Consider the following 20,408-nt stretch of genomic DNA (forward strand, 5'->3'; position numbering starts at 1 on the left):
TCCAGAGACGTGCTGAGCAGCGGGCCGCCGGGCGGAGCCGGGTGCCAACGGGTGGCTCGGCTCGTGACCGCCCTCAGCCCTGGTTCGGACCCGTCGACAGGGTCGGGCTTTCCGTGCTGTTGGGGGGTGGGGTGAGGATCACCTGGGGCTGACCGGCTGCCGGGGGCGGTGGGGTCATGTCGTCCTGGGGCAGCTTCGGCGGGGTGGTCTGCTGGAAGAGCGCCTGGTCGAAGTCGACCAGGCCGGTCTTCTCCATGACCGTGATGTGGTCCAGGACCGTGTTGTTGGCCTGGTCGGCCAGCTGACGCACCAGCGAGTTCTTGGTGGTGGAGCGGACCTTCGCGACCGTGTTGAAGATCGAACCGTGCGTGATGCGCAGGATGTTGGCGAAGTCCCGGTCGAACTGCTCCCCCTTGGCGCCCGAGTTCAGCGTCGAGACGAACCCCTGCTGCTGCGGGCTCGCCAGGTTGGGCAGGGTGATGTTGAGCATCGGGGCGATCTTGCGGCAGGTCGTGTCGAGCGCGGCGTGTCCGTCGACCAGGTGCTGGGACGCGATCTTGACCTCCTTCGAGGTGCCCTTCTGCAGCCCCATCTGGCCCACGGGGTACTCCCACAGCCCGGCCGCGCGCACCTTGACCACGAAGTCCCGGTCCGCCTCCGTCAGCGGCCCCCACTGGGTCTGGGAGATGACCCGGTCGGGGGAGTTGGAGACGACGTTGACGCCGAGCATCGAGGGGTAGGCCAGTGCGACGAGAGTCATGCTGAGGGCTCCGCCCACGAAGAGAGTTCCCGTCGCGTTCCGCGAAAAGCGCACCGTGTCTCCTGCCCGGTCGAGGGTCCCGCCGGCAGGCGGGGTCGGACGTACAGAAGTACGGACGAGGTAGCGCCGGAAACCTTTTGATTTGGTAAAAAGTGATCTGGACGGTGGAGACACTGCGCCGCTGTGCCGCCGTGCCGTACCTGCCTCAGCTCACGATCGCCATCTCGTGCGGGGTGTTGTTGAGACGGCGCCCGCCGTGCTCGGTGCACGTCACGATGTCCTCGATGCGCACCCCGAAGCGGCCCGGGAGGTAGATGCCGGGCTCGATGGAGAAGCACATCCCGGGGACGAGAGGCTGTTCCTCGCCCTCCACCAGGTACGGCGGTTCGTGCGTGGTGACCCCGATGCCGTGGCCGGTGCGGTGCACGAAGTACGCGCCGTACCCGGCGTCGGCGATCACCGCGCGGGCCACCCGGTCGATCTCCTGGCAGGTCACTCCGGGGCGCACGGCCTCGAAGGCGGCCTGCTGGGCCGAGCGCACGAGGTCGTGGACGGCGCGCTCCTCCTTGCTCGGCTCGCCGACATGGACGGTGCGGGTGGTGTCGGAGCCGTAGCCCTCGCGCAGTCCGCCGAAGTCCAGGACCACCATGTCGCCGTCCCCGATGGTGCGTTCGCCCGCGTCGTGGTGCGGGTCGGCGCCGTTGGGCCCGGAGCCGACCAGGGTGAAGTCGACCTGGCTGTGGCCGTGTTCGCGCAAGAGCCGGTCCAGGTCGGCGGCCACGTCCCGCTCACGGCGCCCGGCGAATCGTACGGACAGGATCTCCTCGTACGCCGCGTCCGCCGCCGCACCCGCCGCCGCGAGCCTCGCCAGCTCGTGCTCGTCCTTGACCGCGCGCAGCATCGGCAGCGCGACGGTCAGCGGCCGGTACGTGGTCAGCGGCAGCGCCTCCTGAAGGCCGAGCAGGTGCAGCGCCCAGGTGGAGTCGGAGACGCCGTAGTGACCGTGCGGGCGGAGCAGGCCCGCGGCCGCGGCGTACGGGTCCTGGCCGTCCCTCCAGGCGGAGATGCGCAGGGCGCCCGCCCCGGGTGCGGCCTCCGCGTCCGGGCGCTCCAGGACCGGTACCAGCAGCCGGGGTTCGGCGTCGAGGGCCAGCACCAGCAGGGTGAGGCGCTCGGTGACCGCCGTGGGCCGGTAGCCGCACAGCCACAGCAGGTCCGGGCCGGGGGTGACCAGGAGCCCGGTGAGCCCGGCGGCGGCCGCGTCGCGGGCGGCACGGGCCATACGGGCCGCGTGGTCCTGCTCGGTGAAGGCCGCGGGAGTGTCGGTCATGGTCTGGCCTCTCAGTACCGCACCGCCCGTGCCACCTCCGCCTTCACCTCGCCGGACAGGGTGCGGTTGCTGCGGGCGGTGGCCTTGCCGGAGCCGTCGGCCGGTACGTCGGACACTGTGAGGACGGCGACGTCGAGGAGCTTGCCGTTCTGGTCGGTGAAGTTGACCTGGACCGTGAAGGACTTCGCCGAGTCGGTGGTGTTCTCGGCGGTGACCTGCACCGTCGTACGTCCGCCGCTGTCGGTGTCCGGGCTGCCGAGCGTGATGGAGCCCTTCGCGTCGACACCGCCCTTGATGTCGTCGAGCTTCTGCCCCGCCTCCGCCGTCGCCGACGCGATCGCCTCCGAGGCCTCGGACGCGAGCGAGGACGCGGCGGCGGTCGCCTCCCCGCCCACCGACCGGGCCGCGGACTCGGCCCTGCTCACCACGCTCGACGGACTCTCGCCGTCGGAACAGCCGGCCAGCGCGAGGGCCGCGGCCGCCATGGCCGCAGTCAGTGCGCCGACCGATGCCCGGCGCGGAATCGGGTAGGGAGTCCGGCGTGGACGATGACCCGTCATCTCGCCTCCAGTGTTTCTTGAGTCGTCCCCGTCCCAGTGAAGATCGGCAGCGGTGGGGCCGCATGCCGGGCGTCACCCGAACGGCCCCGCCCCCGTGGTGGCCGTACGCGACCGGCCGGATGGTCGAAGCACCGACGACACTCGGGCGGACGGGGTTCACGACCGCCCGCCCCGGGAGAATGGGGTACGGCATGACCCAGCAGCCGCACGCTACGCAGCCGCCGACCGGCCAGGGCCAACGGCAGACCGCCCAGGGCCAACGGCAGACCGCCCAGGAGACCGAGGCCGGCCTCTACGGCCCGGAGACGGCCGAGAGCGGCTGGGCCTCGGGAGGCACCGTCTTCGCCGGTGTCCTGCTGCTGATGAACGGCATCCTGGCGATCTTCCAGGGCATCTCCGCGATCGCCGAGGACGACGTGTACGCCGGTGTCGGCGACTACGTCTACGAGATCAACCTCACCGGCTGGGGTGTGATCCTCCTCGTTCTGGGCGTCGTGGCCGCGGCCTCGGGCGCCGGCATCCTCATGGGCGCTCCCTGGGCCCGCGTCACCGGCATCTTCATGGCGTCCCTGGGCATGATCATGCAGTTCCTGTTCCTGCCGTACGCGCCCGTCTGGTCGGTGATCATGATCGCCGTCTACGTCTTCGTGATCTGGGCGCTGGCGCATCACCGCCCGCCGGCGGCCATGCCCACCAGCTCCACGCCTCGGGGCCCGTCGCACAGGGCGTAGCCCTACCGCTTCAGCGCCCGGTACCGCTTGAGCTGGGCCGAGATCCGCGCCGGGTCCGCCTTGCCGTTGAGCTCGGCCAGCAGGTCGTCCGGGCACAGCTCGTAGAGGTCGCCCCACCAGCGGCGCCCATGGTTGTCCCAGATGCGGTAGCCGCCGGGCACGCCTCTGGCCACGTAACGCCGTCTGCCCACCGCGCAGGTCCCCCCTCGATCAGGTGCCGTACAGCGTGCCATCGGGGGCGGGCCCGTCGCCCGGATTTTCCGGGGCCGGGGGTTACGTGTGCCCGATCCCGCCGCTGCCGAAGGATCCGCTGGATCCGGGCAGCCAGCGCCGTCGGTGCTGGTCCTTCCCTCGCTTGGATCCCGAATGGTGGAGCTGGTACGGCATGAGCCGTTCCGTCTCGTCCGCCGCGACCGGGACGTCGTCCGGTTCGCGTATCTCCCGGATCTCGTGGACCGCGCCGGTCTCGGGCAGCCTGGGCTGCTCGTCCGGGTTGGGGCGCGGAAGTTCCTCGTCGCGGACCTTCATGCCCAGGCTCACGGCCCAGACGAGTGCACCTGCGATGAACAGGCCACCGAGAAAGGCGCCTACCACGTTGAGTACGTCGCTCGACGTGGCCGCTAGTTCAAACGTCGCGGTACTCATAGTCCGATTATCGTCCGATCGGGTGGAATGGCGAGTGCCCCGTCGGACTCTCGGATTCCGCACCTTCCTGGGTGTCGCGTTTCTTCAAGAGACATCGCCGGCGGCCTGCCTACCGTGGCCTGACGAGCAGCGGGGAAGTGATGACATGGAGCTGAGATCCCTGATGGTCCGGGCCTCGGACACGGCCGTGGACGTCGTGCGCGCCGTCGGACCGGACGACTTCGACGCGCCCACTCCGTGCCCCGCGATGACGGTCGGGGCACTCGTGAACCACCTGATCTTCCAGACCGTCGTACGGGGATACGCCGCGGGACTCAAGCAGTCCTCGCAGGACCTGCCGGACCAGGTGGCGGAAGGCCATGACTTCACGGCGGAGCCGGGCTGGGCCGAGGCGTACGCCGCGCGGTCGGCTGCCGTCGCCGCCCTCTGGAGCGAGCCGCGGGCCTGGCAGGGCGAGACGTCGATGACCGGCGGCGGACGGACGATGCCGGCGCCCTTCATCGGCGGGATCGTCCTGGGCGAGTGGCTGCTGCACGGCTGGGACCTGGCGGTCGCCACCGGACAGACGCTGCACCTGGACGACGAACTCGCCGCGGCGCTGTACGAGGACGTCGCAGGGCGGGCGGACATGGCCAGGAAGTACGGGGTATACGGCCCCGAGGTCGCCGTAGCCCCCACGGCCCCGCTGTTTCACCGCGCCCTCGGCCTCGCGGGCCGCGACCCGTCGTGGAGGCGCCCGCTCTGACGGCCCTGAAGGGGCGCGGGGAACTGCGCGACCGGCCACGATGGCGCCGCAGACGGCCGACGACGCATCGCGGCACTTCCGGCGGAGCGCTCAGCCGTGCTCGTCCGCGTGGTCGCGCGGCATCACCGTGACCCGGTGGAAGTTGCACGAGGCGAGGTGCGGCCCCTCGCCGGGCCCCTGTGCCAGGTGGGCCTTGAGGGCCACGCTGACCAGGCTCATCAGCAGGTCCACGTCCGCGTCGCAGTCGAGATGGATGGTGACCCACCGGGACCCCGGTACCAGCCGTACCGCGGTCGACGCCACGAGGTCGGCGTGGAACCGCTCTATGGCCGGGACGGTGAGATGCAGGTCGACGTCCCGACCGGAGTGGAAGTGGACGATCTCACTGTGGACGGAGCGAAGAGCCCGCCCGGCACCGCAACTGGACGGGCCCGCACTGAGGTCGGGCCAGACTTCCAGTCGCTCCAAGGCACGCTCGGCCAGAGTCATGGCCCCATACTCACCTGCTCATCGCCCCGCAACCAGAGGTTGAGGGAAATGTAACCAGGGCGTTCGGCGTGCCACCCCTGTCGCCCCGCCCTCGGGGCTGTGGCCGGAGGCCCTTCCGCTCCCTGACAACTTCCTCATATCCGGGCGCCAGGCTGGGCCGCCGTCCCACGACCGGGTGGGACGTGCCGCTCGACGCGTACGGAGACCTCATGCAACGGCTGGACCATGCCGTGGGACCGGTGGAAGGCGGGTTCCGCCACGTGATGATCACGGCTCCCTCGGCCCGTCGCCCGCTCAGCCGGCCCGCCCGGCTGCTGACAGCGGCCGCCGTCCTCGCCCTCACCGTCACGCTCGCCGGATGCGTGGGAACGGGGACGGGCGTGCGGACGTCCGACGACGACATCCTTCCACCGGCAGTTGCGTCGCCGGGCGTCGGCACGACACAGGCCAGACCCCCGCAGCCCCCCACGGACACCGCGACGCCCACTGCGACGCCCACCGCGATGTCCACCGCGAGGTCCACGGCGCGGGTCCTCCCGGAGCGGTTGCCCGGGCTGGGTCCACGGACCCTGGCGAAGATCCCCGCGGACGCCCGCCAGGTCGTCCTGGTCACCGGAGAGGGCAGGAACTCCTCGACTTTGCGGACCGTGCTGTACCGGCGTACCGGTGACGGCTGGGAGGCGGGACCGATCTGGCCCGCCCACAACGCCCGCGAGGGCTGGACCGACGACCACCACGCGGGCGATCTCCGCTCCCCCATCGGCGTGTTCACGCTCACCGACGCCGGCGGGCTCCTCCCCGACCCCGGCACCGAGCTGCCGTACGACCGCTCGGGCGGCTTCACGATCGGCGGTACCGGCTTCGCCGAAGAACCGCTCGCGGGCTCCTTCGACCACGTCGTGGCGATCGACTACAACCGCAAGCCCGGAACCTCACCCCTCGACCGGACCCGCCCGCTCGGCGCGGGCAGGGGCGGAGGCATCCGGCTGCACATCGATCACGGCGGACCCACGCACGGCTGTGTGAGCCTGCAGCGGAACCACATACGACACCTCCTGCGCGCGCTCGACCCCGACCGGCACCCGGTGATCGTCATGGGGGACGCCGAGTCCCTGGCACGGTGACGGGGGCGGGAGGCCGGTCGAAGGCGTGCAGGCGCCACCTCCTCAGGCGCCCCTTCTTCAGGCGCCACCTCCTCAGGCCGCCCGACGTGAGGCAGGGCCGGGATCGGTCGACGGTGTGACCGTGTAGGTGAAGCGTCCCCAGCCGCCGGTCCTGTGCAGGGCCAGTCCGAGGCGGGCGAGGTGCGGGTCCAGCCTCGACATCCGCGCACGCAGCGCGGCCCTGGTCAGCGGCTGCTCGGCGGAGCCCAGCAGCAGGGTCAGCTCATGACAGCACCAGGGCCGGGGGTCGGCGAGGATGAGGCTCAACAGGACTCTCTGCGAAGCCTGCTGAGGCAGTGGTTCGGGTCCCCGCAGCCGTGAGGTGTGCGGTTCGTTCCGTGCGGCCCATCGCTGATCCGCCGTCAGCCGGGCGGCCAGTTCCTCGATCGGCATACCGCGGTCCAGGACGTTGGTGGCACCGGCTTCGAGCAGCGTCGCGGGACAGGTGCCCTCGGGCGCGAGAACCGTCAGGGGCGCCAGCCGCCCTAGAATGCAGACCCGCTGGGCCAGTTCCTGCGCGCACCCCTCGTCCGGCACGTCCAGGACCGCCAGCGGGCGCGGCCGCCGGGTCAGCAGCTGTCCATAGGCGTGCAGCGTGCCCCAGGAGTTGACCACCGGTGGCAGCAGCTGTGTGCGGCGCGCGGCCCTCAGCAGCCGACGGCTTCGTACGCGGTCCAGGGAGATCACCACACAGGGCGGCTCGTCCTGGACGGCCGGCAGCAGGGTGATCGTCCGCGTGGATGGCTTCACGAGGTCTCCGAGCTCTCGTATCTCTCTCCCGTGTGAACGAGAGGCTCCGAGATCGGGTCGCCGTGAAACGGTTCCTCTTCATGTCACCGGACGGTGACGGCGCTGTCCCGGGTCGAAGACCGAGGCATCCGCGCGGGTTCCCGCCCCCCTCCTCCTGATCGACCGAGCACCAGGGCGCCGGACCCGCCGCCGCCTCAACAAGCCGACCAATTAGGGGACTTGACCCATGATCCGCAACCGTCGCAAGGCCTTCATCGTCTCCGCCGCGCTCGTGGGCGGCGCCATGCTGATGACCGCGTGCGGCCAGGGCGACAGCGCCGGTGCCGGCAAGGCCTCCAACGCTGTTGACGCGACCGCCGCGGCGAAGAAGGCCGGGGCCAAGGGGGTCAGCGGCACCTTCGCGGGCGGGACGGTGGAGTACCTCGCGCAGGGCACGTACGTCGTCAGTGTGCCCGGCAAGCAGGACCAGCAGTTCTGGATCGCGGACGACACCAAGATCTACGGTGCGGGCACCATCTGCGGCGACGCCGCCTCGAAGGCGGACGCCCCGTGCACGGAGGCGAACCTCGAGGCCGCCACCAAGGGCGGCCGCTCGGTCGAGGCGGACGTGGTGATGAAGGACGGCACCGCGACCCAGGTCACGGAGCGGCGTGCCTCCGCGGGCTCCTCCGGCTCCACGGGCACTTCGGACTCCGGGAACGGGTCGGGCTCCGGCGCCGGCTCCGGTAAGGCGTCCGGCTCCGGAGAGACGGTCGTGGAGGGCATCGACAAGGGCAAGGGTGTCAACGGCACCTGGTACGGCATCGTGAAGTACATGGCGCCCGGCAAGTACGAGGTCTCCGGTGCGTCGGCCAACGGTTCCGGAGGCGAGGCGCAGGTCTTCTACGTCGCCGAGGACACCGTGATCCTGGGCGGCGGCGAGATCTGCGGCGAAGCGGGCTCGAAGGTGGACGCCCCGTGCGAGGAGGCCGACCTGCAGGCGTCCGCCAAGTCCGGTGTCGAGGCCGAAGTGGTGGTCAAGAACGGCATCGCTACCAAGATCACCGACGGCGAACTGCTCTGACCGCTCAGGGCGGTGACAGGCCGGCCCGCAGCTCGTGACCGAGCTTCGGGCCGGGGTCTCGCGCCACTCGACGGTGTGCCTGGCGACTTACGTCGGTTCACGCATCGGCCCGCTGCTCCTGCGCCAGGGCGGCCAGATCGGCGTACCGGACGACGGAGCCGCCCGCGCCCCACGTGCCGTCGGGCTGCTCGTGGACCAGCACCCACACCCGCAGCGCGTCCTGGGGGGACAGCCCGGCGGCCGTCAGGACGGTCCTGGTCGCGTCCTCGACCAGTCCGGCCCTGCGGCGCTCGGACAGGGCACCCTCGGGCACGGTGACCTCCACGAGGAAGCGGGGTGCCTCGTCCTCGGCGGTGGTCTGGGCCCCTTCGGGCAGCTCGACGAGGTAGCTCCACGCCTGGGCGCGGAAGAAGGGGGTGTCGGGCGCGCCCTCCCAGCGCAGCAGTACGGCGGCCAGCTCGCGCTGAACTGTCGTACGGCCCTCCTCGGTCAGGGCACCGTTCGGGACGGTCAGGCGGATCATCGGCACGGCGGCTCCTTCGGTTCGGCGACGACGTCGCACTATGACGATCGTTATAGACAGGAGTCACGGTAGACTATGACGATCGTTATAGCCAGCGGTCGAGAGTCGAGCGTCGAGAGCGAGCACAGGTGTCCAGCAGCAACAGCACGCCGTCCCGCGAGCGGATCGTGGCCGGAGCGGCCGACATGATCAGTCGGCGCGGGCTGAGCGCCACGAGCATCAGGGAGATGGCCAAGCACGCCAAGGCGCCGCTGGGTTCGACGTACCACTACTTCCCCGAGGGCAAGCAGCAGCTGGCCACGGAGGCCGTCCGCCACACCGGCGAGTGGGTCGCCCGCAGCCTGCGCAGAGAACTCGAGGCGGGCCCGGTCGCCGGACTGCGCGCCTTCCTCACCCTGTGGCGGAAGATCGTCGTCGACAGCGACTTCCACGCCGGCTGCCCGGTACTGGCGGTCTCCATCGAGGAGCCGCCGGCCGACGAGATCCCGCCCGCCCTGGCGGCCGCGGCCGAGGTCTTCGCCCAGTGGGAGACCCTGCTGGCGGCATCCCTCCGGGACCACGGCGCCGACCCCCGGCGGGCCGACCAGCTCGCGACGCTGGTCGTCGCGGCGGTCGAAGGTGCGTTGGCGATGTGCCGCGCCAAGCGCACGACGGAGCCCCTGGACCGTGCGGCGCAGCAGCTCCAGGCGCTGATCGCGGACGCGATCGAGGGGTGACGGGGCGAGGACGGCTGCCGGGGTGCACCCGGGTGCCCCTTGCACGGTTCTATGACGGGTGTCATAAGCACGCTTGCGTCATCCGATCGGCTGTTCATGGCCGGGCTGCCGTGAGAATGTGACATTTGGCGCAACTCCGACAGCGCCCGGAGTGGTGATGCCATGTCCCGACGCCGCCCCTCCCCGGCCAGTGACGCCGGTGAGCTCCTGGACACCCTTGCCCAGCTCAGTGGCCAGATACTGGACCGGATCAAGTTCCAGCAGGCCCGAGTGGAGCTCGCCGCCGCCCTGCAGCGCCATGTGCTCCGCGCCGAACTGCCGGTCCTGCCCTCCCTCCAGGCGGCCGGCCGCTACGCACCCGCGCGGGCCGGACTGGACATCGGCGGCGACTGGTACGACGGCTTCCCCATGGCGGACGACTCGGTGGGCTTCGTGATCGGGGACGTACAGGGCCACGACGTCGAGGCAGCCGCCTTCATGGGCCAGGTCCGCACCTGTCTGCGCGCCGTCGCGATCGCCACCACCGACCCGGCGGAAATACTCCGGCGCACCAACGACCTGCTGGTCGCCATGGACCTGGAACTCTTCGTGACCTGCTCGTTCCTGCGCTACGACCCGGCCACGGGCGAGCTGGCCGACGCCCGCGCCGGGCACGTCCCGGCCGTCTGGGCCCGGGCCGACGGCCGCTGCGACATCATCCTGAACGACGGCGGTCTGCCGCTGGGCATCCGCGCCGGAGAGCGCTACCCGTCGACCCGCCGGCTGCTGACCGGCGTGGGCGCGTTCGTGCTGCTCACCGACGGCGTCGTGGAAGGCCCCAGCTACCCCATCGAGGAGGGCCTCAAGCGGGTGGCGGACCTGGCCGGCGACGTCTGCCGCACCGGCCCGGACGAACTGGCCGCCGAGGTGATCAAGGTGGCCGATCTCACCGGCCACAGCGACGACGCCGCGGTCCTCGTCCTTCGTCACGGAGGGCTTCAGGAGCAGCGGCGGTGCGAGGTATGACCGACGCGGCGCACGGTCAGTTGCTCGGGCGGTACGCCACCGAGGGCCTCCGGCTCGCTGCCGTCGCGGCCGTCTACTACGGCAGCGGCAAGCTCGGGCTGCTGCAGGAGCTCGTACGGGGCCAGGTCACGCCGCTCTGGCCGCCCACCGGCATCGCTCTCGTCGTCCTGCTGCTGTGGGGCGTTCGCATGTGGCCGGGGATCGCACTCGGCGCGTTCCTGGTGAACGTGACGCTCGGGCCGTCGATCCTCCCCGTGCTCGTCATCACGGCCGGCAACACCCTCGCCCCCGTCTGCGCCTGCCTCCTCCTGCGGCGGGTGGGATTCCGTCCCGCCCTCGACCGGCTCCAGGACGCTCTGGCGCTGGTCTTCCTGGGCGCCCTGGGCGGGATGCTGATCAGCGCGACGGTCGGAGTCAGCGCCCTGGTGGCGTCCGGTGCGCTCACGGCGGACGATTTCTGGCCGACCTGGTCGGTGTGGTGGACGGGCGACGCGATGGGTGTGCTGGTCATCGCCCCGTGCCTGCTCGTCCTGCGCTTCGCCCGATGGCCCCGCGATGTGCCGGCCCTGCGCTGGGCCGAGGCGGTGGCCCTGCTGGCCGGCACGGCGGCGGTCACCGTGGTGGCCACCCACAGCTCGGTCAGTCTCCTCTTCGTCGTCATCCCCTTCATCGTCTGGGCGAGCCTCCGCTTCCAGCTGGCCGGTGCCGCGCCGTGTGTACTGACCGCCTCCGTGATCGCCATCACCGCGGGCGCCGAGGGGGCGGGTCCGTTCGACGGCCACGACCTCCTCGCCCAGATGGTCATCCTGCAGACCTTCAACGGCACCGTGTCCCTGACCGCCCTGCTGCTCTCGGCGATCATCACCGAGCGGGACCGCACCTTCGAGGAGATCGAAGAGGTCTGCGAACGCCTGACGGAGGCACTGTCCCGGCTGGAGGCGGACGTCACACTCGACGAGTGGCCGGTCCCCCGCCCGGACGGAAGCGAACACCGGGCCGGCCCAGGTCCGTGAACTGCACCCGCGGTACTCCTCGTACTCCGCGCGGCTGCCCGTCCTGACGGTGCGTCGGCACGCCGGCGCGGCCGGGCAAAGCCCTCCCCGTGTCCGCACAGCGCGACCGTGGACCGGCCGCTGCGATGGATGTCGGGACATGACGGAGATCGCCGTCCGCTTGAGACCGGTCGGTGTGCTCATTACGGTGGGCCCCTTCATCCGCCCGCCCTGGGGTCCTTCGGCGGGCGGGTCTTCACCGTGCAAGGGAGATCCATGCGCAAGCGCGCACTGTTCGCCGTGCCTGCCGCCGTCGCCGCGTTGGGCGGAGCCATCGGCCCGGCCGCGTACGCGGATGAGGTCGTCGGGGACATACAGATCACCGATGTCCTGGTCAACGGCGGCAAGAACATCGTCGTCGGCACCGCCGACAAGACGGTCACCGTGTCGGTGACCGCCACCGATCCGTCGGGCATCTGGGACGCGGACTTCCATCTGTGGCGTGGGACCGACCCCGACAACCCCGACGGCCACATCGTCCCGAACGAGGACACCACCCCCGCGGACTGCGTGGCCTCCAGCGCCACCACCTCCACCTGCTCGAAGACGTTCACCTTCGAACCGGACTCGTGGCTCACCAGCGCCGACGCGGGAACCTGGAAGGTCGGGGTCGACGTGTGGGCCAATGACGACAGCCGGATCCAGCGGGACGCCCACACCACCACCCGGCTCCAGCGGCTCTCCAAACTGACCGCGAACGCGAGCCCGGAGCCGGTCGCCAAGGGGAAGACGCTGACGGTCACCGGCAAGCTCTCCCGCGCCAACTGGGACACGCTCGACTACCGCGGCTACGGCAACCAGCCGGTCAAGCTGCAGTTCCGCAAGGCGGGCACCAGCACGTACACCACGGTCAAGACCGTGAACTCCTCCAGCACCGGCGGCCTGACGACGACGGTCACCGCGTCCGTGGACGGCTACTGGCGCTGGTACTTCGCCGGCACCTCCACCACACCGGCGGCCACGGCGACCGGTGACTTCGTGGACGCGCGGTAACCGTTCGCGATCGACGGCGCCCGGTCAGGACCCCGTCGACGGCTTGGCCTTCGCGGTCGGCTCGGCGTGGCGCTGCGTCGGCCTGACCTGGCCCTGCCCGCTGTTCCCGTTCTTGTTCCCGTTCGTCCCGGCCGGCGACGGAGTGGCCTCGGCCGCCGCGCCGGTGAACCGGGCGCAGTAGACAGGCACCTGCTGTTCACCGCCCGCCGCCCGGACGAGACGCTGCCATGCCGTGGACTTGAGCGCGTGGCCCTGGTCCTTGATGTGCTCGTAGGCGCGGCAGTGCGCCGCGACGTCCTTGGCCGTGCCGGGGCGTTGCCGGGGTTCGGTCGGTGCCGTGCCGGGCCCGGCAGGAGGGCTCTGTTCGCGGGGCGGGTCCGCCGGTGGCCGGTGGGTGCTGTGGCTGGTGCCGGGATCGGCGGTGTCGTGCCGCTGGGTGTCCGCCACGCGGATGGAGGCGAAGGCGATACCGCCGAGCAGCGCGCTCGTCACCAGGGCGACCGCTCCTGAGCGCACCCATCGGTGCCGCTGGGTCCTCGGACGCCAGTCGTCCCCGCGCCGGGTGCGCGGGGCCCGGCCGCCCGCTGCACGCGCGCTTCGGAACGCGGCGACGGCGGCCTGCTCCGCCGCGTCGTCCACGGGCCGGCGGCGCAGCGCCTCACCGATCCGTTCGGCCGTCCGCTCCAGGGCCCACGCGTCGTCGAGGTCGGTCGTGCCGTCGGCTTCGGGTGTGTTCCGATCGGTGCTCATCCCGGTTCCCCCAGCGTCCGCGCGACATCGTGCGTCACCTCGTCAGTGCCGAGGAGACGGGCCAGGCTTCGCAGGCCGCGGCGGGCCAGGACCCGTACGACGGGCCGGGGCCTGCGCATCACCCGGGCCACCGCGGGCTCCTCCAGGCGTACGGCGTGACGCAGGAGCACCGCCTCGGCCTGGGCGCGGGGCAGCCGGGCGACCAGCGCCTCGGGTGAGTGTCCGGGCGGGCGGGCGGATGCGCCGCTACGTCTCGGACGGCCGAGCGCGTGACGCCGGGCGATGCCCGCCGTCCAGCCCCGGAACCCGCGCCCGTCACCGCGGAATCGTGGCAGCTCGCGGGCGATCTCCCGCCATGCGGCGGCGGCGATGTCCTCGGCCTCCTCGCCCGCGATCCCACGCAGATAGCCGAGCAGGCCCGGATGAACGAGCCGGTACACCGCGGCGAACGCGGTCTCGTCACCGTCCTGGGCCCGGGCGACGGCCGTGTCCAGCGCAGGATCGCCGGTCGGCACACGATGAGCGTGCCCTCGTCGTCCCAATGTCCGTCCCCCCAATGGCCGGCCAACGCCGAGGAGCGTACGGCACGTCACACCGGCCTCCCAAATGGTCGGTGGGTGTTGCACGCACCCTGTGAGGAGGGGTGGTCCTTCGGCACGAGGGGCGGGCAGACGACGGGGGGACTGCGTCTGCCCGCCCCTGCGTGCGTGTCCGCCCGATGGGGGAGTGAGCGGACTTCAGGGACCGTGGGGGCCGGTCCATCCCGTACAGCGCAGCGGGCTCCGCCGACGTCACACGGCCCGGTTGAGGCGGGCGGCGATTCCGTGTCCGATCAGCAAATACATAATCGCGGGAAGGCCGTAATTAAGGAGAACGCGCAACCCTTCCGTGTCCATCGTGAAAATGTCCTGCGACCACCAGGCCAGCCAATCCGCCATTCCCTCCACGAAGTTGACGAATACGTTCGCCTGGTTCGCGTCGAGCAGGAACAACAGGATCCACAGAACCAGCACGCCGGCCGCGGTGTCGGCGATCGTGCAGACGGTCAGCGCCGCGCGGCGCGCGTTGACCCGGCGCCGAACGGCGGGGTCCGGGCCCGGGGGCTGGTGGTACGTCGGGTATCCGGAAACCGGGTCGGGATTACTCACGGGGAATTCCGATCTGACGACTTCGACTCGCTTCTCCCTTGTTCTGCGCCGTGCAAGCACGACGGCGTTACACCGCCCTCCGCGGAACCCTGAATATCGTCCGCTGTTCCGGCACTTGCCCACATGTGCAAATGCAATGGCACATTTACGGACGATGTCGGGCTCACGCCTGCCGGGGTGGGGCGGGCACCGCCGGCGCACATCGGGAGATGTAACGCCTGATACATTTCTTGGTGTGTCGACTACGGAACCGGGCGGCGGCCGCTGGCTCGTCCTCGTGATCAAGGTGCCCGCCGAGCCCTCCCGTCATCGGGTGGCGGTCTGGCGGGAGTTGCGCAAGACCGGTGCGCTCTCCCTCGGGCAGGGCGTGTGGGCCGTACCGGACGTGCCGGTCTTCGCCGGTGGGGTCGCCCGTGCGCTCTCGCTGACCGAGAAGGCCGGCGGGCAGGCCGTGAGCCTCAACGCGTCCGGACGCGGGGCCGAGGACGCCGTCCGCTTCCAGGCGCTGTTCACCGCCGCGCGGTCCGAGGACTGGAAGGAGTTCCTCGCCGACTGCGGGAAGTTCGAGGAGGAACTGGCGAAGGAGATCCGCATCGCCAAATTCACTCTCGCCGAGCTGGAGGAAGAGGAGCAGTCGCTGGAGCGGCTGCGGCGCTGGCACCGGGACCTCACCGCCCGGGACGTGTTCGGCGCACCGGAGGCGGCCGAGGCCGGCAAGCGGCTCAAGGAGTGCGCCGCCGCCTGCGAGGACTACGCGGAACGTGTCTTCCGCGTCCTGCACGAAACGGTGGAGGACGACGGATGAGCCAGACGCTCAAGGCACAGTCGGCGCCGGCCCGGCAGATGTGGCCCCTGTACGCGGCCGGGTTCACCACGGCCTTCGGCGCGCACGGCATCGCCGCGAACCTCGGCGGCTTCTCCGAGGACGCGGTCACCTCCCTGCTGGTGCTCGGCGGTCTCCTCGCCCTGTACGACGGAGCCGAGGTGCTCCTCAAGCCGGTGTTCGGCACCCTCGCCGACCGGATCGGCGCCCGCCCGGTGCTGCTCGGCGGGCTCGTCGCCTTCGCCGCGGCCTCCGCGCTCTACGCCGTCGCGGACAGCCCTGGCTGGCTGTGGGCCGCACGCCTCGGCCAGGGTGCGGCGGCCTCCGCCTTCTCCCCGTCCGCCTCCGCGCTGGTCGCCCGACTCAACCCGGCCGCCAAGCACGGCCGCGCGTTCGGCAGTTACGGCTTCTACAAGTCCATCGGCTACACCCTCGGCCCGCTGCTCGGCGGCGTCCTGGCCTGGGCCGGGGGCCTGCGGCTCCTGTTCGCCGTACTGGCCGTGCTCGGTGCGGCGGTCGCCGTATGGGCCGCGGTCGCCGTCCCCGTCGTACCCCCGCTGCCGAAGGCCCGGCAAACGGTGCTGGACCTGGCCCGCCGGCTGGCCGACCCGGCGTTCCTCGCGCCCACCGGCGCGCTGGCCGCGGCCACCGCGGCGCTCTCGGTCGGCGTGGGCTTCCTGCCCGTCTCCGGCCGGGCGGCCGGGCTGGGCACGGTCGCCACGGGTGCCGCCGTGTCCGTGCTCGCCGCCTGTGCCGCGGTCGTCCAGCCGAAGGCCGGGCGCGCGATCGACGACGGCCGGCTCACCACCCGCGGCGGAATCGCGGCCGGCCTACTGCTCACCGCCGCCGGCCTGGCCTGCGCGATGCTGCCCGGACTGACCGGCGTCCTGTCCGCGGCCGCCCTGATCGGCGCGGGCACCGGCCTGATCACCCCCCTCGGCTTCGCCGCCCTGGCCTCCTCCACCCCTCAGGAACGCCTGGGCCAGACGATGGGCTCCGCCGAACTGGGCCGCGAACTCGGCGACGCGGGCGGCCCGTTGCTGGTGGCCGCGATCGCCACGACCACAACCCTGACGTACGGCTACGCGGCCCTGGCGCTGCTGCTCGCCGTGGGCCCCGTTGCCGGCCTCACACGCCACCGCTTCAGCCAGAAAAGCCCGTAGGGCCCGTACCCCACGCCCCGACAGGCGGGGCCCGGCACACGGGAACCGCGCCGGGCTGCCCTGGCGCGGGGCCTGCGCTCGTGCCGGGCCCGCCCGTTCGGCGCTCGCGCGGGCGGCGACCATGCCGCGCCGAACGCCCAGGTGGCACCCCGGGAAGGCGCGCGACCGCGGCGGAGCGGGGGCAGCCCCGTGGCGCCGTGCGGCCCGCCCCCCGTGAGGCGGCAGGAAGTCGGCAGGCCCGTCGTCGCCGGTTCGTCCTTTCGGACCGCTGCAGTCGCCGTCCTGCGAGGGGCCTCTCAGAGTGGGTTGGGTGGCCCGGCCGGAAGGGGTGTGGGCTGTCAACCGGCGAGGAGTGAGCAGCTGATGACCCCCAAGAAGGCAGTGGCCGCAGGGTTTCCCACCGCTGAGGACGCCCTTGAGATCGCCTCGGAGTGGGCGCCCGCCCAGCTTGTCGACAGTGAAGAGATCGGTCTGCGGCTGGGCCGGATGATGGCGGACGGGCAGATCGACGGGACGGCGATGGCTCCGTCCATGCCCGCCGAGGCCGGCGCCGCCACGCACACCGCCGCGGTCGGCATCGGCGAAGCCGTGCGGAACGCCCCGACGCCTCCCGTGCCCATGGAGATGGAGCACCTCCGCTCCCTGGTGGCCAGGATCGTGCGGGCGTCGCAGCGGGTCCGGAAAGACCAGCGGCAGCTGAGCGGCGCCGAGCGGGAGCGGTTCAACGAGGCGCTGCGCCGGCTCGACGGCACGCCCGCGTACAAGGATCTCGTGGCCGTCCACGAGGACATGAGCCACCGGCACCACACGATGAACGGGATGGGGCCGGAGGCCACCCAGCGCTTCCTGCCGTGGCACCGTGCCTACTGCCTCAAGTTCGAGGATCTGCTCCGCACGGCCGACCCCGGCGTCACGATCCCCTACTGGGACTACGCGGGCGACCACGCCCGCCCCGACTGGGTGTGGAAGCCGAGCGGCGTCAACCGGCCGAATCCCGCAGCGAGCGGTCTGCCGACCCGGGCGACCATCGACGGGCTGCTGGTCCGCCCCACGTACACGGCCTTCACCTTCGGCAGGGTGATGGGCGGCGTACGGCCGGACGGCCTGGAGGTCGCCGCCCACAACAATGTGCACAACTGGTGCCGCGGAACGCTCGGCAGCCCCATGACCTCGTCGAGGGACCCGATCTTCTTCCTGTTGCACGCCAACGTGGACCGCATCTGGGACCAGTGGCAGCTGACGCACACCGGCGGCCCCAACCTGGCCGGCGCCGACGCCGGGCTCGACCCCTGGTGGACACAGGCCGCCGGCGGTCTGACCGCCGACGGCGTCAAGGACATCACCGTTCTCGGCTACTCGTACCAGTAGGCGGGCCGGGGCTCCGCGGCCCGGTCGTCCTCACTCCGTAAGACCTGAGAGCCCGATTCAGGAATAGCCTGACAAAAGGGTGCATCACCACACGGAGGAGCGATCATGTCGAGTCTCGAAGCGCACACGGCGCAGCCGGACCCCGCCGAGCAGGAGGCGTTCGCCGCCGAAATGGTCGACGTGCTCAACAAGGGCGCGCTGGCCCTGCTCACCAGCGTCGGCCACGAGTGCGGCCTGTTCGACACGCTGGCCGGGCTGCCCCCGTCCTCCAGCGCCGACATCGCCAAGGCGGCGGACCTCGACGAGCGGTATGTGCGCGAGTGGCTCGGCGGGATGGTCGTCGGCGGCTTCGTCACGTACGAGCCGGTGGGGCAGACCTACTCGCTGCCCCCAGCGCACGCCGCCTCGCTGACCACCGCGGCGGGACCCGACAACCTGGCCGGCATGATGCCGTACATCGCGCTCATGGGTGAGGTCCAGCAGCAGATCGTCCGCAGCTTCCGCAACGGCGGTGGCGTGCCGTACTCGGCGTATCCGCGGTTCCAGGAGCTGCAGGCCGAGGAGAGTGCCCGGGTCTTCGACCTGGTGCTGGTGGACACGATCGTGCCGCTCGTACCCGGACTGACCGAACGCCTCCGTGAGGGCATCGACGTCCTCGATGTGGGCACGGGGCAGGGGCATGCGCCGTTGGTGCTGGCGAAGGCGTTCCCGAACAGCCGCTTCCACGGCCTCGACCGGTCGCAGGACGGCATCGCCGCCGCGCGCGCCGAGGCGGCCCGCGCCGGGCTGGACAACGTCCGCTACAGCGTGACGGACTCGACGGCGATCGGTGGCGAGTACGACGTCATCACCGCCTTCGACGTGATCCACGATCTGGCACGGCCGGCCGAGACGCTCACCGCGATCGCCCGTGCCCTGCGCGACGGCGGCACGTTCCTCATGGGCGACATCGCCGCGTCCAGCAACCTGGAGCAGAACATCGGGCACCCCTTCGGACCCGCGCTCTACGGCTTCTCCGTCTTCTACTGCATGACCACGTCGCTGAGCACCGGCGGAGCAGGCCTCGGCACGGTCTGGGGCCAGGAGACGGCGGTGCGGATGCTGGAGGCGGCCGGGTTCAGCGACATCGACATCAAGTCGGTGGAGGGCGACCCGGTCAACGTCTACTACGCCGCGACGAAGGGTTGACCCGTCGCGCGGTCCCGGGGTCACCAGCCGGTGCGCAGCAGGTGGTTGAGGAGCAGCGCGAGCACCGCCTGCCCGGCGAGCCAGGCGCGGGGGCGGGGGAGGAACGCGCAGGACGGAAGCAGCCACAGCGCGAACGGCAGCCAGATGCGTTCCGTCTCGGCCTTGCTCATACCGGACAGGTCGGCGGTCAGCAGGGCGAGCAGCGCGGCGGCCACGAGCAGGGCGAGGCGGGCCTGCGCACCGGAACCGTGCGGTGAGCCCGGCCGGGTGAGGGCCTTGCCGCGGTGCCGGACGAGTGCCGCCGCGGCCCGCCCCAGGCCCGCCGCCGTGGCCAGGCCCGTGATCAGGACCGTACAGGCGAGGTTGGCCCACACCCAGTAGCCGTACGGGCGTACGCCGCCCGCGCCCTCGTAGTAGCGCGTGACCAGCAGCCGGTACGCCTCCCACCAGTCGAACCCCGCCGGCGTGAACGCCGCCGGCACGACCGCGAGCCCGGCGAGGAGGAGGACGAGCAGCACGGGCTTCTCCCGGACCCGGCGCCGGCCGAGCAGCAGCACCGCCGCGCCGATGAGGGCGAAGAGCGTGAGCCCGTACGAGAGATAGCAGGTGAGCCCGAAGAGGAGTCCGGATGCACCTGCGAACCAGACAGAGCGCCCGGTGACCGCGAGCGCCAGCAGCGCCACGGCCCATGCGGCGACCGCCGCGAAGTACGCGTCGGCCGACGTGCCCAGCCACACCGCCGCCGGGGTCAGGAGCAGAAAAGGAGCCGCCCGCCGCGCGAGGCTCTCCCCGGCCAGCGCCCGTACCGTCACGAGCACGGCCACGCACGCCGTCGCGCCGACCGTGATGCACCACATCCCGGCCCAGCCGCCGCCCCGTAGCCCGATCCGGTCGAGCAGGACGAAGGTCAGCGTGGCCGCCGGGGGATGGCCGGCGACATGCGCCGGCCAGTTGTCGGGGGAGTGCAGCAGGATGTGCGCGGTGAAGTCGCGCAGGGCGGCGGGGATGTCGTCGAAGCGGTCGATGACCTGGAGGTATTCGTAGCGGGTGGTGAGCCGGACGGCGATGCCCCGCTGCCAGCCGTCGATCAGGGCGAGGGAGACGATCCAGGCCGTGGCCGTCGCCCAGACCGCCACGAGCAGCGCCCGCCACGGCAGACGGGCGGCCACGACCGGCCCGTACGCCACGGTGGCCACCGCCACGAGGACGGCCGCCGCGGTGCCGGGACCCACGTGGGGCCCCCAGGACGCGAGCAGCGGGGGCCAGCTGACGAACAGGGTGTGGTGGGTGTGCTGGATGTGGCGGCCGACCAGTGCGGCGGCCGTCACCAGCGCGGCGGCGGCCGCAGCCGCGTACAGGTCGCGGCGGAGGCTGCGGGACATAGCGCCGGAGCGCCGGGCGCGCGGCTCGGCGGAGCGCAGGGTGCGGGTCACACCGGCACGC

Annotated in this window: 24 protein-coding genes; 12 read left to right on the forward strand and 12 right to left on the reverse strand. The window is 71.8% G+C overall.

What is annotated here, in order from left to right:
* Positions 1-73: 73 nt before the first annotated feature.
* The 3 genes from F7R91_RS06750 to F7R91_RS06760 form a co-directional block, all read right to left on the reverse strand.
* A complete protein-coding gene (locus tag F7R91_RS06750; RefSeq protein ID WP_150945483.1) occupies positions 74-778 on the reverse strand; it encodes a DUF4142 domain-containing protein in 705 nt (234 codons plus the stop codon).
* Between the two features lie 187 nt (positions 779-965).
* The gene (locus tag F7R91_RS06755) at positions 966-2,090 is read right to left on the reverse strand and encodes an aminopeptidase P family protein (protein WP_150945484.1); all 1,125 of its coding nucleotides are present in this window, start codon (positions 2,088-2,090) and stop codon (positions 966-968) included.
* 11 nt (positions 2,091-2,101) lie between these two features.
* On the reverse strand, positions 2,102-2,575 hold the full coding sequence (locus tag F7R91_RS06760) for an FxLYD domain-containing protein (RefSeq protein ID WP_150945486.1): 474 nt from the start codon (positions 2,573-2,575) through the stop codon (positions 2,102-2,104).
* 266 nt (positions 2,576-2,841) lie between these two features.
* On the opposite strand from F7R91_RS06760, the gene F7R91_RS06765 reads away from it, so the two are divergent.
* A complete protein-coding gene (locus F7R91_RS06765; RefSeq protein WP_150945488.1) occupies positions 2,842-3,381 on the forward strand; it encodes a DUF7144 family membrane protein in 540 nt (179 codons plus the stop codon).
* 2 nt (positions 3,382-3,383) lie between these two features.
* Here F7R91_RS06765 and F7R91_RS06770 read toward each other — a convergent pair whose 3' ends face one another.
* Complete coding sequence (locus F7R91_RS06770; protein ID WP_191971375.1) at positions 3,384-3,572, reverse strand: hypothetical protein; 189 nt, start codon at positions 3,570-3,572, stop codon at positions 3,384-3,386.
* 82 nt (positions 3,573-3,654) lie between these two features.
* Positions 3,655-4,026: a DUF6479 family protein gene (locus F7R91_RS06775; protein ID WP_150945491.1), complete on the reverse strand. Its 372-nt coding sequence runs from the start codon at positions 4,024-4,026 to the stop codon at positions 3,655-3,657.
* Between the two features lie 145 nt (positions 4,027-4,171).
* On the opposite strand from F7R91_RS06775, the gene F7R91_RS06780 reads away from it, so the two are divergent.
* Positions 4,172-4,771 (forward strand): TIGR03086 family metal-binding protein, encoded by a 600-nt coding sequence (locus F7R91_RS06780; RefSeq protein ID WP_150945493.1) that lies wholly within the window; start codon positions 4,172-4,174, stop codon positions 4,769-4,771.
* A 90-nt stretch (positions 4,772-4,861) separates the two neighbouring features.
* Here F7R91_RS06780 and F7R91_RS06785 read toward each other — a convergent pair whose 3' ends face one another.
* On the reverse strand, positions 4,862-5,260 hold the full coding sequence (locus F7R91_RS06785; protein WP_150945501.1) for a luciferase domain-containing protein: 399 nt from the start codon (positions 5,258-5,260) through the stop codon (positions 4,862-4,864).
* 209 nt (positions 5,261-5,469) lie between these two features.
* Between F7R91_RS06785 and F7R91_RS06790 the strand changes: the two genes are divergently transcribed.
* Positions 5,470-6,384: a hypothetical protein gene (locus F7R91_RS06790; protein ID WP_225320543.1), complete on the forward strand. Its 915-nt coding sequence runs from the start codon at positions 5,470-5,472 to the stop codon at positions 6,382-6,384.
* Between the two features lie 72 nt (positions 6,385-6,456).
* Here F7R91_RS06790 and F7R91_RS06795 read toward each other — a convergent pair whose 3' ends face one another.
* Positions 6,457-7,173, reverse strand: coding sequence for a hypothetical protein (locus F7R91_RS06795; protein ID WP_150945503.1), 717 nt, complete (start codon positions 7,171-7,173; stop codon positions 6,457-6,459).
* A gap of 226 nt (positions 7,174-7,399) precedes the next feature.
* Here F7R91_RS06795 and F7R91_RS06800 point away from each other — a divergent pair, with 226 nt between their 5' ends.
* Entirely contained in the window at positions 7,400-8,236 is an 837-nt protein-coding gene (locus tag F7R91_RS06800; protein ID WP_150945505.1) for a hypothetical protein, read from the forward strand.
* A 97-nt stretch (positions 8,237-8,333) separates the two neighbouring features.
* Here the strand turns inward: F7R91_RS06800 and F7R91_RS06805 are convergent, their stop codons facing one another.
* Positions 8,334-8,765 (reverse strand): tautomerase family protein, encoded by a 432-nt coding sequence (locus tag F7R91_RS06805; RefSeq protein WP_150945507.1) that lies wholly within the window; start codon positions 8,763-8,765, stop codon positions 8,334-8,336.
* Between the two features lie 122 nt (positions 8,766-8,887).
* On the opposite strand from F7R91_RS06805, the gene F7R91_RS06810 reads away from it, so the two are divergent.
* From F7R91_RS06810 to F7R91_RS06825, 4 genes are all read left to right on the forward strand, one after another.
* Positions 8,888-9,475 (forward strand): TetR/AcrR family transcriptional regulator, encoded by a 588-nt coding sequence (locus F7R91_RS06810; RefSeq protein WP_225320544.1) that lies wholly within the window; start codon positions 8,888-8,890, stop codon positions 9,473-9,475.
* Between the two features lie 162 nt (positions 9,476-9,637).
* On the forward strand, positions 9,638-10,480 hold the full coding sequence (locus F7R91_RS06815) for a PP2C family protein-serine/threonine phosphatase (RefSeq protein ID WP_150945509.1): 843 nt from the start codon (positions 9,638-9,640) through the stop codon (positions 10,478-10,480).
* On the forward strand, positions 10,477-11,493 hold the full coding sequence (locus F7R91_RS06820) for an MASE1 domain-containing protein (RefSeq protein WP_150945624.1): 1,017 nt from the start codon (positions 10,477-10,479) through the stop codon (positions 11,491-11,493). The genes F7R91_RS06815 and F7R91_RS06820 overlap by 4 nt, the downstream gene beginning before the upstream one ends.
* 255 nt (positions 11,494-11,748) lie before the next feature.
* Positions 11,749-12,525 carry a DUF5707 domain-containing protein gene (locus tag F7R91_RS06825; protein WP_150945512.1) on the forward strand — a complete coding sequence of 259 codons (777 nt, stop codon included), beginning with the start codon at positions 11,749-11,751 and terminating at the stop codon, positions 12,523-12,525.
* Positions 12,526-12,549: 24 nt separating this feature from the next.
* On the opposite strand, the gene F7R91_RS06830 is transcribed toward F7R91_RS06825, so the two are convergent.
* The 3 genes from F7R91_RS06830 to F7R91_RS06840 form a co-directional block, all read right to left on the reverse strand.
* The gene (locus tag F7R91_RS06830; RefSeq protein WP_150945514.1) at positions 12,550-13,275 is read right to left on the reverse strand and encodes a hypothetical protein; all 726 of its coding nucleotides are present in this window, start codon (positions 13,273-13,275) and stop codon (positions 12,550-12,552) included.
* Positions 13,272-13,817, reverse strand: coding sequence for an RNA polymerase sigma factor (locus tag F7R91_RS06835; RefSeq protein ID WP_150945526.1), 546 nt, complete (start codon positions 13,815-13,817; stop codon positions 13,272-13,274). Before F7R91_RS06835 ends, F7R91_RS06830 begins: the two co-directional genes overlap by 4 nt.
* 249 nt (positions 13,818-14,066) lie before the next feature.
* Positions 14,067-14,423: a hypothetical protein gene (locus F7R91_RS06840; protein ID WP_150945527.1), complete on the reverse strand. Its 357-nt coding sequence runs from the start codon at positions 14,421-14,423 to the stop codon at positions 14,067-14,069.
* Between the two features lie 235 nt (positions 14,424-14,658).
* Between F7R91_RS06840 and F7R91_RS06845 the strand changes: the two genes are divergently transcribed.
* The 4 genes from F7R91_RS06845 (at position 14,659) to F7R91_RS06860 (ending at position 18,965) form a co-directional block, all read left to right on the forward strand.
* Complete coding sequence (locus F7R91_RS06845) at positions 14,659-15,228, forward strand: Chromate resistance protein ChrB (protein ID WP_150945529.1); 570 nt, start codon at positions 14,659-14,661, stop codon at positions 15,226-15,228.
* A gap of 38 nt (positions 15,229-15,266) precedes the next feature.
* The gene (locus F7R91_RS06850; protein WP_150945626.1) at positions 15,267-16,409 is read left to right on the forward strand and encodes an MFS transporter; all 1,143 of its coding nucleotides are present in this window, start codon (positions 15,267-15,269) and stop codon (positions 16,407-16,409) included.
* A gap of 363 nt (positions 16,410-16,772) precedes the next feature.
* Positions 16,773-17,777, forward strand: a complete 1,005-nt coding sequence (locus tag F7R91_RS06855) for a tyrosinase family protein (protein ID WP_150945531.1) — start codon at positions 16,773-16,775, stop codon at positions 17,775-17,777.
* A gap of 105 nt (positions 17,778-17,882) precedes the next feature.
* Entirely contained in the window at positions 17,883-18,965 is a 1,083-nt protein-coding gene (locus F7R91_RS06860) for a class I SAM-dependent methyltransferase (protein ID WP_150945533.1), read from the forward strand.
* A gap of 20 nt (positions 18,966-18,985) precedes the next feature.
* Here the strand turns inward: F7R91_RS06860 and F7R91_RS06865 are convergent, their stop codons facing one another.
* Positions 18,986-20,347, reverse strand: a complete 1,362-nt coding sequence (locus F7R91_RS06865; RefSeq protein ID WP_150945628.1) for a hypothetical protein — start codon at positions 20,345-20,347, stop codon at positions 18,986-18,988.
* Between the last annotated feature and the right edge of the window lie 61 nt (positions 20,348-20,408).

Source organism: Streptomyces luteolifulvus, from assembly GCF_008806595.1.
Classification (GTDB): Bacteria; Actinomycetota; Actinomycetes; order Streptomycetales; family Streptomycetaceae; genus Streptomyces; species Streptomyces luteolifulvus.

Bases quoted from the DNA above. Each gene is read 5' to 3' on its own strand.
- F7R91_RS06780 (WP_150945493.1), top strand. From the start codon at position 4,172: ATGGAGCTGAGATCCCTGATGGTCCGGGCCTCGGACACGGCCGTGGAC.
- F7R91_RS06830 (WP_150945514.1), bottom strand. From the start codon at position 13,275: ATGAGCACCGATCGGAACACACCCGAAGCCGACGGCACGACCGACCTC.
- F7R91_RS06825 (WP_150945512.1), top strand. From the start codon at position 11,749: ATGCGCAAGCGCGCACTGTTCGCCGTGCCTGCCGCCGTCGCCGCGTTG.
- F7R91_RS06760 (WP_150945486.1), bottom strand. From the start codon at position 2,575: ATGGCGGCCGCGGCCCTCGCGCTGGCCGGCTGTTCCGACGGCGAGAGT.
- F7R91_RS06785 (WP_150945501.1), bottom strand. From the start codon at position 5,260: ATGACTCTGGCCGAGCGTGCCTTGGAGCGACTGGAAGTCTGGCCCGAC.
- F7R91_RS06860 (WP_150945533.1), top strand. From the start codon at position 17,883: ATGTCGAGTCTCGAAGCGCACACGGCGCAGCCGGACCCCGCCGAGCAG.
- F7R91_RS06775 (WP_150945491.1), bottom strand. From the start codon at position 4,026: ATGAGTACCGCGACGTTTGAACTAGCGGCCACGTCGAGCGACGTACTC.
- F7R91_RS06820 (WP_150945624.1), top strand. From the start codon at position 10,477: ATGACCGACGCGGCGCACGGTCAGTTGCTCGGGCGGTACGCCACCGAG.
- F7R91_RS06855 (WP_150945531.1), top strand. From the start codon at position 16,773: ATGACCCCCAAGAAGGCAGTGGCCGCAGGGTTTCCCACCGCTGAGGAC.
- F7R91_RS06790 (WP_225320543.1), top strand. From the start codon at position 5,470: ATGCAACGGCTGGACCATGCCGTGGGACCGGTGGAAGGCGGGTTCCGC.
- F7R91_RS06800 (WP_150945505.1), top strand. From the start codon at position 7,400: ATGATCCGCAACCGTCGCAAGGCCTTCATCGTCTCCGCCGCGCTCGTG.
- F7R91_RS06850 (WP_150945626.1), top strand. From the start codon at position 15,267: ATGTGGCCCCTGTACGCGGCCGGGTTCACCACGGCCTTCGGCGCGCAC.
- F7R91_RS06865 (WP_150945628.1), bottom strand. From the start codon at position 20,347: ATGTCCCGCAGCCTCCGCCGCGACCTGTACGCGGCTGCGGCCGCCGCC.
- F7R91_RS06765 (WP_150945488.1), top strand. From the start codon at position 2,842: ATGACCCAGCAGCCGCACGCTACGCAGCCGCCGACCGGCCAGGGCCAA.
- F7R91_RS06815 (WP_150945509.1), top strand. From the start codon at position 9,638: ATGTCCCGACGCCGCCCCTCCCCGGCCAGTGACGCCGGTGAGCTCCTG.
- F7R91_RS06755 (WP_150945484.1), bottom strand. From the start codon at position 2,090: ATGACCGACACTCCCGCGGCCTTCACCGAGCAGGACCACGCGGCCCGT.